The organism is Actinophytocola xinjiangensis (assembly GCF_001921215.1).
Taxonomy (GTDB): Bacteria; Actinomycetota; Actinomycetes; order Mycobacteriales; family Pseudonocardiaceae; genus Actinophytocola; species Actinophytocola xinjiangensis.
This window is the reverse complement of record NZ_MSIF01000043.1, coordinates 28,436-41,689: the sequence shown is the minus strand read 5'-3', so window position 1 is coordinate 41,689 and position 13,254 is coordinate 28,436. Positions and strand designations below refer to the sequence as shown.

General features: G+C 72.6%; 13 protein-coding genes. 5 read left to right on the top strand and 8 right to left on the bottom strand.

The window, feature by feature from the left end; translation table 11 throughout:
* The 3 genes from BLA60_RS40715 to BLA60_RS40705 all read right to left on the bottom strand — a co-directional run.
* A partial coding sequence (locus BLA60_RS40715; RefSeq protein ID WP_075138450.1) for a YveK family protein occupies positions 1-953 on the bottom strand: 953 nt, incomplete at its 3' end.
* Complete coding sequence (locus BLA60_RS40710) at positions 950-2,140, bottom strand: glycosyltransferase family 4 protein (RefSeq protein WP_075138449.1); 1,191 nt, start codon at positions 2,138-2,140, stop codon at positions 950-952. The genes BLA60_RS40710 and BLA60_RS40715, both read right to left, overlap by 4 nt.
* Positions 2,130-3,452, bottom strand: a complete 1,323-nt coding sequence (locus BLA60_RS40705) for a nucleotide sugar dehydrogenase (protein WP_075138456.1) — start codon at positions 3,450-3,452, stop codon at positions 2,130-2,132. The genes BLA60_RS40710 and BLA60_RS40705 overlap by 11 nt, the downstream gene beginning before the upstream one ends.
* Positions 3,453-3,730: 278 nt before the next feature.
* Between BLA60_RS40705 and BLA60_RS40700 the strand changes: the two genes are divergently transcribed.
* Positions 3,731-5,035: a UDP-glucose dehydrogenase family protein gene (locus tag BLA60_RS40700; RefSeq protein WP_075138448.1), complete on the top strand. Its 1,305-nt coding sequence runs from the start codon at positions 3,731-3,733 to the stop codon at positions 5,033-5,035.
* Here BLA60_RS40700 and BLA60_RS40695 read toward each other — a convergent pair.
* Entirely contained in the window at positions 5,032-5,865 is an 834-nt protein-coding gene (locus tag BLA60_RS40695; protein ID WP_075138455.1) for a hypothetical protein, read from the bottom strand. The two genes, BLA60_RS40700 and BLA60_RS40695, sit on opposite strands and share 4 nt — an antisense overlap.
* A gap of 62 nt (positions 5,866-5,927) precedes the next feature.
* Here BLA60_RS40695 and BLA60_RS40690 point away from each other — a divergent pair, with 62 nt between their 5' ends.
* Together BLA60_RS40690 and BLA60_RS40685 are read left to right on the top strand one after the other, a co-directional pair.
* A complete protein-coding gene (locus BLA60_RS40690; protein ID WP_075138447.1) occupies positions 5,928-6,137 on the top strand; it encodes a helix-turn-helix domain-containing protein in 210 nt (69 codons plus the stop codon).
* 1 nt (position 6,138) lies between these two features.
* Positions 6,139-6,681 carry a Clp protease N-terminal domain-containing protein gene (locus BLA60_RS40685; protein ID WP_075138446.1) on the top strand — a complete coding sequence of 181 codons (543 nt, stop codon included), beginning with the start codon at positions 6,139-6,141 and terminating at the stop codon, positions 6,679-6,681.
* A 4-nt stretch (positions 6,682-6,685) separates the two neighbouring features.
* Here BLA60_RS40685 and yczE read toward each other — a convergent pair whose 3' ends face one another.
* Positions 6,686-7,330: a membrane protein YczE gene (yczE, locus tag BLA60_RS40680; RefSeq protein WP_075138445.1), complete on the bottom strand. Its 645-nt coding sequence runs from the start codon at positions 7,328-7,330 to the stop codon at positions 6,686-6,688.
* Positions 7,331-7,358: 28 nt separating this feature from the next.
* Between yczE and yczR the strand changes: the two genes are divergently transcribed.
* Positions 7,359-8,801 carry a MocR-like transcription factor YczR gene (gene yczR, locus BLA60_RS40675; RefSeq protein ID WP_075138444.1) on the top strand — a complete coding sequence of 481 codons (1,443 nt, stop codon included), beginning with the start codon at positions 7,359-7,361 and terminating at the stop codon, positions 8,799-8,801.
* 348 nt (positions 8,802-9,149) lie between these two features.
* On the opposite strand, the gene BLA60_RS40670 is transcribed toward yczR, so the two are convergent.
* Together BLA60_RS40670 and BLA60_RS40665 are read right to left on the bottom strand one after the other, a co-directional pair.
* Positions 9,150-9,974, bottom strand: a complete 825-nt coding sequence (locus BLA60_RS40670; RefSeq protein ID WP_154814961.1) for a hypothetical protein — start codon at positions 9,972-9,974, stop codon at positions 9,150-9,152.
* A gap of 313 nt (positions 9,975-10,287) precedes the next feature.
* Entirely contained in the window at positions 10,288-11,454 is a 1,167-nt protein-coding gene (locus BLA60_RS40665) for a pyridoxal phosphate-dependent aminotransferase (RefSeq protein ID WP_075138454.1), read from the bottom strand.
* A 104-nt stretch (positions 11,455-11,558) separates the two neighbouring features.
* Here BLA60_RS40665 and BLA60_RS40660 point away from each other — a divergent pair, with 104 nt between their 5' ends.
* Positions 11,559-12,767 carry a DUF445 domain-containing protein gene (locus BLA60_RS40660; protein WP_084736145.1) on the top strand — a complete coding sequence of 403 codons (1,209 nt, stop codon included), beginning with the start codon at positions 11,559-11,561 and terminating at the stop codon, positions 12,765-12,767.
* Here the strand turns inward: BLA60_RS40660 and BLA60_RS40655 are convergent.
* Positions 12,757-13,230: a CGNR zinc finger domain-containing protein gene (locus BLA60_RS40655; protein ID WP_154814960.1), complete on the bottom strand. Its 474-nt coding sequence runs from the start codon at positions 13,228-13,230 to the stop codon at positions 12,757-12,759. The two genes, BLA60_RS40660 and BLA60_RS40655, sit on opposite strands and share 11 nt — an antisense overlap.
* Positions 13,231-13,254 lie beyond the last annotated feature (24 nt).

The window sequence follows — 13,254 nt, the reverse complement described above, 5'->3', positions numbered from 1 at the left end:
TGGCCCGCGGCCGCCTCGGCGAGGTCCGGCGCGTGCCAGGGCGGCGCGCCCAGGCCCAGCAGCCGGCGCAGCGCGCCGGGGGCCGGGTGGTCCTCGGGCATCGCCGGCTCGTCGACCGAGCCGAGCACCGTGGTGCCGAGCGCGCCGGCGATCTCCGGCTCCGGCCGCACCCGCCGGTCGAGCCGGGACGCCAGCAGGTGGCCGAACAGGCCAAGCACCAGCGCGGCCAGCGCGCCGCCGGCGCCGAGGTGGACCATCGTCGGCGCCGCCGGGGCGGCCGGGCGCTGTGCCGGGCCCATCACCACCATCTTCGCCCGGCCGGTCGCCGCGTCCAGCTCGTCGAGCTTGGTGATCGCCTGCGCCAGCGCCGTGCGCAGCGACTCCAGCCCGGTGCGCACGCCGACACTGTCGATCGTGTCGCCGCGCCCGGCCGAGTCGTGCAGCTCGGAGATCCGCCGCATGGTCTGGGTGACCTGCTGGCGCAGGTTCTCCTGCTGGTCCTGGGACACCCGCGCCGACGGGTCCTCGGTGTCGCCGAGCAGCTGGGTGGAGAACGTGACGTACTCCTGGGCCACCCGGTCGGCCCTCGCCTGGGCCGCCTCGGCGTCGCTCGCGACCGCGGTGATCTCGATGATGTTGCCGTCGGCCACCGCCGCCTCGACCGTCCTGGCCAGGTCGGCGCCGGTCACGCCGCCGCCAAGGCCCGCCGCCGCCCGGTCCAGCACCACCGAGCTGGCCGCCACCTGCGCCTCGGTCCGCAGCTCGTCGGCGGCCCGTGGCCCCTGCAACAGCACGCTGGCCGAGGTCTCGTAGCCGGGGGACAGCAGCGGCGAGGCCGCCGCGCCGGCCAGCGCGCCGGCCACCGCGCACACCGCCAGCACCCGCCACCGCCGCCGCAGCACCCGCCCGACCAGCGCCAGGCCGACGGCGTCGGTGTGCACCGGCTGGGTCACCGGATGGCCTCCGCGTAGGCGGCCAGCAGCGACTCGGCCGAACGCGCCCAGGACAGCTCGCCGGCGACCCGCTCCCGGCCGATCTCGCCCATCCGCGCGCGCCGGTCCGGGTCGTCGAGCAGTTCGGCGGTGAGCTTGGCGAACTCGGAGACGTCGTTGGCCCGCGCGTACACCGCCGCCTCGCCGGCCGACACCCGCGCCTCGCGCAGCTCGTAGGACACGATCGCCCGGCCCATGGCCATGTACTCCATGACCTTGTTCATCGTGGACACGTCGTTGAGTGGGTTGAGCGGGTCGGGCGACAGACACACGTCGGCGGTCGACAGGTAGCGCACCAGGTCCTCGTCGGGGATCCGGCCGGTGAACTCCACCCACTCGTCCAGGCCGAGCTGGGTCGCCAGCGCGCGCATCTGGTCGAAGGTGTCGCCGGCGCCGACGAACACCGCGTGCCAGTCGCTGCGGCCCTGCTCGTCACGCAGCGCCGCGAGCGCGCGCAGGGCGTGGTCCACGCCGTCCTGCGGGCCCATCACCCCCAGGTAGCAGAGCAGATGTTCCTTGCCCCGCTTGAGTTCCGGCTCGGCCGGCACCTGCCGGAAGCGGTCGGTGGCCGGCGCGCTGCGGACCACGAACACCTTCTCCGGCGCCATCGAGCCCCGGTCGATCGCCACCCGCCGGTAGCTCTCGTTGGTGGCGATCACCACGTCGGCCTGCCGGTAGGTCGCCAGCTCCAGCCGGCGCACCACGTTGTACAGCAGGTCCTCGCCCCGGTCGAAGCGCGACAGGTACAGCTCGGGCACCAGGTCGTGCTGGTCGAACACGAACCGCGTGCCGCGCCGGCGCATCCGCTTGGCCACCAGGTACAGCAGGTCCGGCGGGTTGCACGCGTGCACCACGTCCACCCGCCCGTACACCTCGCCGACCTCGCGGGCCAGGCGCAGCGTGTGCCACAGCGCCGAGCCGTACTCCTTGAGGTAGCCGGCGGGGCCGCCGGTCGCCGCGCGCAGCGGGTAGCGGTGCACGCGCACCCCGTCCAGCTCCACGAACGGCTCGGTGTCCCGCTTGCTCCCCTGTGGACAGATGACGTGCACCTCCCAGCCGGCGTCGCGCAGGGTGGTCGACTCCTGCCACACCCTGCGGTCGAACGGGACGGAGAGGTTCTCGACGAGGATCAGCGCTCTACCAGGCAAGGCCCACGTATCCCGGTTCGGCCCGGCGCGCCCGCGCGTCGGGGAGGCGGACGAGGTCGACGATCGTCTGCGGCCCGCCGTGCGGCAGCCTGGCCAGCACGTCGGGGTCGGTGCAGCCGACGAGGATCACCTCGGCGTGGTCGAGCACCTCCTCGACCGAACCGAGCAGCAGCTGCCCCAGGTGCGGCAACCGGGCCTCGATGAACTCCCGGTTGGCGCCCAGCAGCCGCGACAGGCTCACATTGGCGTCGTGGATGCGCAGGTCGTAACCCTTGCCCAGCAACCGTTCCGCCAGCTCCACCAGCGGGCTCTCCCGCAGGTCGTCGGTGCCCGGCTTGAACGACAGCCCGAACAGGCCCACCCGCCGCTTGCCGGTCCTGGCCACCAGGTCGAACGCGCGCCGCAGGTGTTCCTCGTTGGAGGGCAGCACGTGCGACAGGATCGGCACCGCCACGTCCGCGCGCCGCGCCGCGTGCACCAGCCCGCGCAGGTCCTTGGGCAGGCACGAGCCGCCGAAGGCGAACCCGGGCCGCAGGTAGGCGGGGCTGACGTTGAGCTTGCGGTCGGCCAGGAACACGTCCATCACGCTGTGTGAGTCCAGCCCCAGCGCCGCGCAGATCGCGCCGAGCTCGTTGGCGAAGCCGACCTTCAGCGCGTGGAAGGAGTTGTCGGCGTACTTGGTGATCTCCGCGACCGGGATCGGCACCCGGAACACCTCGCCGGGCAGGCCGTCGTAGAGCGCGGCCACCACGTCGCCGCTGGCCTCGTCGAGCTGGCCGACGACGGTCTTGGGCGGGGAGAAGAAGTCCCGCACGCTGGTGCCCTCACGCAGGAACTCCGGGTTCACGGCCACCCCGAAGTCGACCCCGGCGGTGCGCCCTGACGCCTTCTCCAGGATCGGGACCAGCAGGTTCAGGCAGGTCCCCGGCAGCATCGTGCTGCGGAAGACCACGGTGTGACGCCGGCCATCCGTGCGCGTCGCGAGCGCCTCACCGATCTGTTCGGCCACCCGTTCGAGGTAGGCCGTGGACAGGCTGCCGTTGGGCGCCGACGGTGTGCCGACACACACCAGCGACACGTCGGTCCCGGCGACCGCCGAGGCGACGTCGGTGGTCGCGCGCAGCGCACCGGCGCGCACCACGTCGGCCGTCAGCTCCCCGATCCGCTCCTCGACCACGGGCGCCTGACCCCGGTTGACCAGGTCGACCTTCGTGGGGTTCACGTCCACCCCGACCACCTGGTTCCCCCGCGCGGCCAGGCACGCGGCGGACACACAGCCGACGTAGCCCAGGCCGAAGACACCGATCCGCAGGCCGGTCATCCGGCCTCTCCCGCCGTGACGGTCACCGTGACGCGGGCAGCACGAAATAAGCGTGACGTAACCACGCGAGTTCCTCTCGGACTTGTGCTCCGGACCCCGATTCCGGACATTGGGTGCGGGCCCGGGTGCGGGCCTGCGCGCACCTGACTCCTTGAGGTAGGTCGGCCGATCGCGGGCCACTGTTACCGGGAGTGGCGGAAATTCGGCGAGGTCGGCCCCTGTAGGTTCCCCTGCGAGGGGACGTTCGTTCGCACGAAGGGGAGTGGGCCGTGTTCGTACGACGGATCGCGGTGATCGGCACCGGTTATGTCGGACTCACCACCGGTGCGTGCCTGGCGTCACTCGGCCACCACGTGGTCTGCGCCGACGTCGACGCCGACAAGGTGAAGCGGCTGTGCGCCGGCGAGGTCGACATCCTGGAGCCGGGCCTGGCCGAGCTGGTGTCCGAGGGCATCGCCGCCGGCCGGCTCTCGTTCGTGTTGGGTGCGCCGGCCGCCGTCGAGGGCGCGGAGGTGGTGTTCCTCTGCGTGCCGACCCCGATGGGTGTCGGCGGGGTGGCCGACCTGTCGATCGTCGAGTCGGTGATCGAGGAGGTCGGCACGCTGCTGCCGGCCGGGTGTGTCGTGGTCAACAAGTCGACGGTGCCGGTGGGCAGCGCGCAGCGCACCGCCGAGCTGATCGAGCGCGACGACGTGGCGGTCGTGTCCAACCCCGAGTTCCTGCGTGAGGGCTCGGCGGTGCACGACTTCCTGAACCCGGACCGGATCGTCGTGGGCTGCGACCAGCAGGACGCCGCCGAGCGCGTGGCCGCCCTCTACGCCCGGCTCGGCGCGCCGACCGTGCTGACCGACGCCGCGTCGGCCGAGCTGGTCAAGTACGCGGCGAACTGCTTCCTGGCGATGAAGCTGTCCTACGTCAACGCGATCGCCGAGCTGTGCGACCGCCTCGGCGCGGACATCTCCGACGTCACCGAGGGCATGGGCTACGACAAGCGCATCGGCCAGGCGTTCCTGCAGCCGGGTCCCGGCTGGGGCGGCTCGTGCCTGCCCAAGGACACCTCGGCGATGCTGCAGCTCGCGGACGCCGCCGACTTCGAGTTCCGGCTCATCCGGGCGACCATCGACACCAACAACCGCCAGCGCCAGCGCATGGTGGAGAAGGTGCGGCTGGCGGTCACCGGCAAGCGCGGCGGTTCGCTGTCCAAGGTCCGCCTTGGCGTGCTGGGCCTGACGTTCAAGGCCGGCACCGACGACCTGCGGGACTCCCCGGCGTTGGCGGTGGCCGCGCTGCTGCGTCAGGCCGGTGCCAAGCTCGTCGGCTACGACCCGGCGCTGCGTTCCGGTGACGTCCGCGCCGACCTCGACGGCATCACCCTGGTGGACGACCCGTACCAGGCGGCCGAGGGTGTCGAGGCGGTCGTGGTGCTGACCGAGTGGGCGGAGTTCCGGTCGCTGGACTGGTCGAAGCTGGCCGGGGTGGTGGCCCGCCCGGTGGTGGTGGACACCCGCAACCTGCTCGACCCGGACGTGGTGCGCCGCGCGGGCTTCGAGTGGAACGGGCTGGGCCGCCGCTAGTCCCGGTTCTCGCTCTGGAGGTCGACGACCACGAGTGCCTGGTCGTCGTGGGGCTTGGGGCGGGGCCAGCGGGCCCCGTCCCGGTCCTGTTCCTCGGCGGCGCGGACCGCGTCGAGCATCGCCTGCGCGCCGGCCGTGGTGACGAGTTCGACGGCGGCCGGCCAGTCGAGGATCCCGTAGTCGTCGACGCCGCAGGACACGCCGTCGCTGGCCAGCAGTACCTGCCGCACGTCGGCGCGCGGCCAGCGGGCGCGTACGGCGTGGTAGGCGGCGTCGGGGTCGGCCTCGGCGACCCAGTAGCCGCCCTCGGTGTTGCGCAGCCGGTCGACGCCGACGGCGGAGGTGCGCAGGGCGGCGACGTGGTCGGCGCCGTAGCCGCCGCCGGCGCGCAGCCGTGAGCGGTAGCCGGGTCCGGTGCGCGGCAGGGTGGCGAGTCGTTCGTCGGCCAGGACCTGGGGGCCCTGCGCGGTGACGGCGACGATCGGGCTGTCGCCCAGGACCAGGCCCTCCACGGTGTCGCCGGACCAGCGGGCGATGGCGACCGTGCTGGCCGGGGCGTCGCCGGCGACCAGGTCCTGTTCCCTGGCCAGCGCGCCGATGGCGGCGGCGAGCAGGTCGGCGAGGTCCATGTCGGGGTAGCCGGTCAGCCGTCCGGCGATCTGCCCGGACAGCAGGGTGGCGTACCAGCCGCCGCTGCGCCGGCCGGGCAGCAGGGTGGTGGCCCCGTCGAGGACGACGACGGCGTTGGGCAGTACGACGACGACGTCCTCGCTCGGCCGTTCCTGCCCGTCCAGGCCCACTCCGGGGCGCTCCGCCACGTCGATTTTCATGATCCACATCCTACGCGTCAACTCCGGTTGACACGGGACAGTTGTCAACGTAGATTGACATCATGAGTGAGGCGACCCAGCTGGCCTCCGACGCCGGCGACCAGGACCCCCGAGTCGGACTGCGGGCGGTGGCCGCCCTGCGCAAGCTCCTCGAACGCCTCGAAGCGGTCCAGGTGCGCAACGCGCGCGTCAACGGCTGGTCCTGGCAGGACATCGCGACCGAGTTGGGCGTGACCCGACAGGCGGTCCACAAGAAACACGGAAAGGCCTGACATGTTCGAACGTTTCACGAAATCCGCCCGACACGTCGTCCTGAACGCCGTGAGTGAGGCCGAGAACGACCGCGCGGAGCGGGTCACCGCCGAACACCTGATGCTTTCCCTGCTGCGCGCGCCGGCCGTCACCGCGTCGCTGCTGGCCGATTCCGGGGTGCTTCCCGAGGACGTCCGGGACGAGTTCGCGCAGGCGAGGCGTCGGGCCGGCCTCACCCAGTCCGAAGTGGATGCCTTGTCCGGCCTGGGAATCGACCTCCCGTCGATCGTCTCCCGGATCGAGGCCACTCACGGTCCCGACGCGCTCGCCGCGCCGAAACGCCGCCGCCCGCACCTGCCGGGCAGTCACATCCCCTTCGCCGACGAAGCCAAGAACATTCTCACCAACGCGCTCGTCCAGGCCAAGGAGAACCGCGACCGGCACATTTCCGACCACCATTTCCTGTTGGCGATGGCCGCCGCGCCCGGAGTTCCCGCGCAGATTCTCGCCGAGCACGGACTCACCTACACCGCCGTTCTCCGGCACTTCGCCAAGGCCGGCTGACGCCTCACCGGCCGCGCCAGGTCACCAGCGGCAGGAAGGCCTGGGTCAGCGGGCCGATCGACAGCGCGTACACCACGGTCCCGACCCCGACCGTTCCACCGAGAAACCAGCCAACGCCCAGAACCGTCAGCTCGATCCCGGTCCGCACCACCCGCAGGGACACCCCGGTCCGCGCCGACAGTCCGGTCATCAGCCCGTCGCGCGGCCCCGGCCCGAGCCGCACCCCGATGTAGGTCGCGGTGGCCAGGCCGTTGAGCACCACACCGCTGACCAGCAGCACGATCCGCGGCCACAGCGACGACGGCGTCGACACCAGGGCCAGCGTCGCGTCGACCGTCACGGCGATCAGCACGATGTTGGCCACCGTCCCCAGCCCGGGACGCTGGCGCATCGGGATCCAGCACAGCAGCACCAGCGCGCCGATGATGCCGGTCACCGTGCCGAACGACAGGCCGGTCCGCTCTGAGAGGGCCTCGTGCAGGACGTCCCACGGGTCCAGGCCCAGCGCGCCGCGCACCATCAGGCCCATGCTCGCGCCGTAGAGCGCGAGCCCGGCCAGCAGTTGGGTCAACCGGCGCACCGGACTGGCTCGTACCGACACATGCTGTAAGTCCACATCGCCATCCTGAACAAAGCCACACTCCCTCATCAATGACCAATCTGAAAGAATTGGTCACATGAACGCCGCTGGAAGAGTCAGTGCACGCAGATTGGCCCAGCTACTGGGCAGGTGGCGCCGCCACGGCTCGCGGCAGGGTGCCGTAGATCTCGCCGCCGGCATCCGGCTGCTGGTGCTCGACGGCCGGCTGCCCGCCGGCACCGCGCTCCCCCCGGAACGGGAACTGGCCACCGCCGTGGACGTCAGCCGCACCATGGTCGCCGCCGCCCTGGAACGGCTGCGCGCCGACGGGCTGGTCGTCAGCCGCCGGGGCGCCGGGTCCTGGGTGGCGGTGCCCGACGGGCCGGTCACCGACCACGGCCTCACCGACGGCGACCCGCACGTCATCGACTTCGCGCGCGCGGTGCCCAGCGCCATCCCCGGCATCGAGGCCGCCGCCGCGGCCGCCCTGCCCCGCCTGGTCGCCGAACTCGGCGGCCACGGCTACTACGAACAGGGCCACCCCGACCTGCGCGAACGCCTCGCCCGCCGGTACACCGAACGCGGCCTGCCGACCGGCCCGGACGAGATCCTGGTCACCAACGGCGCCCACCACGGCCTGGCGATGGCGCTGCGCCTGCTGGTCGGCCCCGGCGACCGCGTGCTGATCGAGCAGCCCACCTACCCCAACGCCATCGAGGCCGTCCGCGCCGCGCACGCCCTGCCCGTCCCGGTCGCCATGACCGACGAGGGGTGGGACCTGGAGGGCGTCGAGGCCACCCTGCGCCAGGCCGCCCCCCGCCTGGCCTACCTGATCATCGACTTCCACAACCCCACCGGCCACCAGCTCGACGTCCCCGGCCGGGAACGGCTCGCCGCCGCGCTGCGCCGCGCCAGGACCCCGGTCGTGGTCGACGAGACCCAGCTGGAACTGGACCTGCGGGCCGAGCCGGTCGCGCTGCCGCCGCTCGGCGCGTTCGCCGGGGACCTGGTGCTGGCCGCCGGGTCGGCCGGCAAGTCGCACTGGGGCGGGCTGCGGATCGGCTGGCTGCGCGCGTCGGCCGAGGTGGTCAACCGGCTGCTGGCGGTGCGCCGGGGCCTGGACCTCGGCTCGCCGGTGCTCGAACAGCTGCTGTTCGCCGAACTGCTCGACGCCGACCCGGCGGACCTGGTCGAACGCCGCCGGGAGCTCGCGCGTCGGCGGGACGCGCTGGCCGACGCGGTGCGCCACTGGTGTCCCGACTGGACGTTCCGGGTCCCCGACGGCGGCCTGTCGCTGTGGTGCCGGCTGCCGGAGCCGTCCGGGACGCGGATCGCGGCGGTCGCGCAGAACTTCGGCGTGCGGGTCGTTCCCGGCTCGTTCTTCGCGCCGGCCGGCGGGCTGGAACGCTGGCTGCGGCTGCCCTACACGCTCCCGGTGGCCGACCTGGCCGACGCCGCGCACCGACTTTCGCTGGCCGCGGTGTCCGTGGCGGAAACCCGAGCATCGATCACCGACAACGGGTTGATTCCGGTCACGTGACTAGCGCGGAGATCGTTGGACGCGGTAGAAAGCAGTGCGCTGGATGGCCTAGCCGATACGGCCATCCAGCGCACTGGTCGCCTCTGGTCTGCTCGGCAGGGCCGGCCGGCACAGCCCCTCGTTGTGCCGACCAGGCGAGTTGCCAGAGGGGGAGAGCCCCGGCGCCGCGGGGGCATCGCGGCGCCGGGGCCATGCCCCGACCTGACCGGGCGCGGTCGGCAGGTCGGGAGGTTCGTGTTGTGCTCTTCGGCCGATCGTTCACTGGTTCCCGATGGCCACTTGGTTAGGCCGAATGGAGTACACGCGGCCGGTCCGAGGTAAACCACTCCCAGGGGAGCCGGTTGGAAATCAATCAGGTGACGTCGCAGGTAGGCCGGGTGTCCGACCGTGCGCGTCGGTGGCGTGGCCGTGGTTGGCGACGCCCGCCGGCGGCGGTTCGACGGCGGCCGGCGTGACCGGAACACCGTGTGTACCTCGGGCCCCTGTGGTGTTGTCGTGGACCGTGGTGGCGGTGGTGCCGCCACCGGGCAGCGGCGCTGGTGCCCTCTCCGGAACCGGCGAGTCGCTGGCCGTGCGGCCGGTGTCACCGGCCGGGGCGGACGCGCGGCGCGCGGGAGCTGAGGGTGACGGAGTGTACTCCGTCGGTGTCGTGAAGACCGGCGGCGCGCGGGGCGCGGCCGGGGAGCGTGGCTCGACGGCGGCGGGCGGCGCCGCGCCGGGGAGCGGCCCGGTGGCCTGGTCGGCCGGGGGCGGCGGGTACAGCGGGTCGGGCAGGTCCACCGGGAGATCGGCCTGGGGCGGGGCGAACAGGGTCGACAGGTCGGTGGCGGTCTCGTGGAGCGAGTCGCTGGTCGCCTCGGAGGCGTCGCCTATCCGGTCGGTGAGGTCGTCGGCGAGCCCGTCCAGGTGCCCGTCGAGGTGCCCGTCCAGATGGCCGTCGAGGTGCCCGTCGAGGTGGCCGTCGTGCGGTCCGACGGCGCCCGGGTCAGGGCCGATGGTGTGGGTGGAGTGGGCCGGGAAGGCGTCCTCGACCTCGGACAGCGGGGCCGCTGAGGCACCGCCGGCGAAGATCACGGACAGCAACCATCCGGCCCCGGCGAACACGCCGATGAGCACGGTACGGCGCAGAAAACGGCGAAAACGGCCGCGGGCGGGCGTCCATGCGCCGTTCACCGCGACCACCACCGTCCCATGCTCCGCCCGTACCACGGGTGCCCTCCGACAAGTCCACACTATCTAGCACCCCACCGGCAATGTGCACCCTAGCCGCGTCGAATCCACCCGGAAAGACCGCAAAAGCGCACCTTATCGGCCGTATGGGCCAATGTTGATCACCCGCGGTGAGCGTCGCCGGGCCGCCCCGGTGCCCGCTCGGCCAACGGTCTCCTGGACGGGGTCGAGAAGTGCTCCGGGGCGGCGTCGACGCCGTCACACCGTCCACCACCATGTGGGGAACGGGGTGATGACTCAGAGTAGGCGTTTGGGGTCAGGCGAGCGTGTGCAGCCGCTGGACAGCCTGGTCGAGGACGTCGTCGCGCTTGCAGAACGCGAACCGCACGATGTGCCGCCACCGGTCGGGGTTGTCGGTGAACACCTGGACCGGCACCGCCGCCACACCGATCCGCCCTGGCAGGTCGAAGCACAGCTCGGCGCCGTCGGTGAACCCGAGCGGCCGGACGTCGGCGCAGATGAAGTACGTCCCGCTGCTGGGCCGCACACCGAACCCGGCGGCCGCCAGTCCCTCGGCCAGCCGGTCGCGCTTGGCCGACAGGTCCGCGCGCAGCCCCTCCACCCAGGCCGACTCGGTGTCCAGCGCGTGCGCGACCGCCGGCTGGAACGGCGCGCCGCCGACGAAGGTCATGAACTGCTTGGCCGCCCGCACCGCCGACACCAGCGTCGCCGGCCCGCACACCCAGCCGATCTTCCAGCCGGTGCAGTTGAACATCTTGCCGGCGCTGGAGATCGTCACGGTGCGCTGCGCCATCCCGGGCAGCGTGCCCAGCGGGACGTGCTCGACGCCGTCGTAGGTCAGCGACTCGTACACCTCGTCGGTGACCGCGATCAGGTCGTGCTCGACGCACAGCGCGGCGATGCCGGCCAGCTCCTCGCGGGTGAACACCGTGCCGGTCGGGTTGTGCGGCGAGTTGACCAGGACCACCCGGGTCCGGGGCGTGATGGCGGCGGCCAGCGCCTCCAGGTCCACGGCGAACCGGCCGTCGGGTGCCTCCACCAGCGACACCACCCGGCGGGTCGCGCCGGCCAGCGCGACCGAGGCGGCGTAGGAGTCGTAGTAGGGCTCGAACAGCACGACCTCGTCGCCGGCCTCCACCAGCGCGAGCATCGCCGCCGCGATCGCCTCGGTGGCGCCGACGGTGACCAGGATCTCGCTGTCCGGGTCGAAGGTGGTGCCGTAGCGCTCGCGCTGCGCGGCGATCGCCGCCCGCAGCTCGGGCCGGCCCGGCCCCGGCGGGTACTGGTTGACCCCGGTGGCGATCGCCTCCTGGGCGGCGGCCAGCATCGACGGCGGCCCGTCGGTGTCCGGGAAGCCCTGCCCGAGGTTCACCGCCCCGGTCCGGGCGGCCAGCGCGGTCATCTCCGCGAAGATCGTCGAGGTGAACGGCTCGAGACGAGGAACCAAGGCTTTCCGGCGCACGGTCATGCAGTCTCACGGACAATGGTCGTGTGCGGCAACTGACGGGTCCCCACTCCACCGCCCCGATCCCGGGTGAGGCCGAGAAACGACACGCCCTGCGACGGATGAAGCTGGTCGCGCTGTCGTTCCTGCTCGGCGCCACCGTGGTGTTCCTGGCCATGTCCTTCTGGCAGTCCGCCGGCGCGCCGGCGTGGGCCGGCTACGTGAAGGCCGCGGCCGAGGCCGGCATGATCGGCGCGCTGGCCGACTGGTTCGCGGTGACCGCGCTGTTCCGCCACCCGCTGGGGCTGCGGATCCCGCACACGGCGATCATCCCGACCCGCAAGGACGTCCTTGGCGACAGTCTCGGCGAGTTCGTCGGCTCGAACTTCCTGTCCGAGCAGGTCGTGCGGGAGCGGCTGCGGCGCGTCGGGGTCGCCCGGCGGCTGGGCGGGTGGCTGGCCGAGCCGGCCAACGCCGAGCGGGTGACCGCCGAGCTGGCGACGGTCGTGCGGGGCGCGGTCACCGTGCTGCGCGACGAGGACGTGCAGGCCGTGCTGGAGCAGGCGGTGGTGAAGCGGGTGGTGGCGGTGCCGTGGGGCCCGCCGCTGGGCAAGCTGCTGGGCGGGGTGTTCGCCGACGGCGCGCACCACAAGCTGGTGGACCTGCTGTGTGACCGCGCCTACGACTGGGTCAAGGACAACCACGGCACGGTGCTGCGGGTGGTGTCCGACCGCGCGCCGAACTGGTCGCCCAGGTTCGTCGACTCGATGGTGGCCGACAAGGTCTACGGCGAGGTGCTCTCGTTCGCCTGGCTGGTCAAGACCGACCCGAACCACCCGATGCGCCTGGCGATCGACAAGTTCCTCGGCGAGTTCGCCGCTGATCTGCAGAGCGACCAGGCGACGATGGAACGCGCCGAGCAGGTCAAGCACCAGGTGCTGGCCCACCCCGAGGTGCAGAAGCTGATCGGCTCGGCCTGGGCCACGGCCAAGGGCATGCTGCTCGACGCCGCCGAGGACCCGTCCAGCGAGCTGCGCAGGCGGGTCCGCGAGGGCCTGGCCAGCCTGGGCCGGCGGCTGACCGACGATGACGCGCTGCGAGGCAAGGTCGACAGCTGGGTGGAGGGCGCGGCGGCGTACGTGGTGCTCAACTACCGCGACGAGATCACCACGCTGATCACCGACACGGTGCGCCGCTGGGACGCCGAGGAGACCTCCCGCAAGATCGAGTTGCAGGTCGGCCGGGACCTGCAGTTCATCCGGATCAACGGCACGGTCGTTGGCGCGTTGGCCGGTCTGGTGATCTACTCGGTGGCCCAGCTCATCCTCTGAGCGTCGCGGCGGTGCGGGCGCGTTCCCGCCAGCCTCGGGCCTTCTCGCGGTTGCCGCAGACCCGCATCGAGCACCAGGTGCGGGAGTGGTTGCGGGAGCGGTCGTAGAACGCCCACCGGCAGTCCCGCGCCGGACAGATCTTCAGCCGGTCCCACCGGCCGAGCACGACCAGCCGGCTGGCCGAGGCGAGGACCGCGCCGGCGACGTCGGCGGCCACGACCCGGGGCCGGCCGTCGATGACCGCGACGGTGACCGGGGCGCTGACCGGCGCCACCCCGGCGGTGGGGTCGCCGGCGGCGGCGCGCAGGGTCGCGCGGATCTCGCGCGGGTGCTCCGCGCCGGGTGTCAGTCCCCGCCTGGCCAGCCAGTCGTTCCAGGCCACGGGGTCGTCCAGCAGGTCGGTGCCCCGCGCCAGGTCGACGGTGTTCAGGAAGTCCAGCACCAAGGTCACGTCCTCGGTCACGATCTCCACTGTAGGCGGATCTCC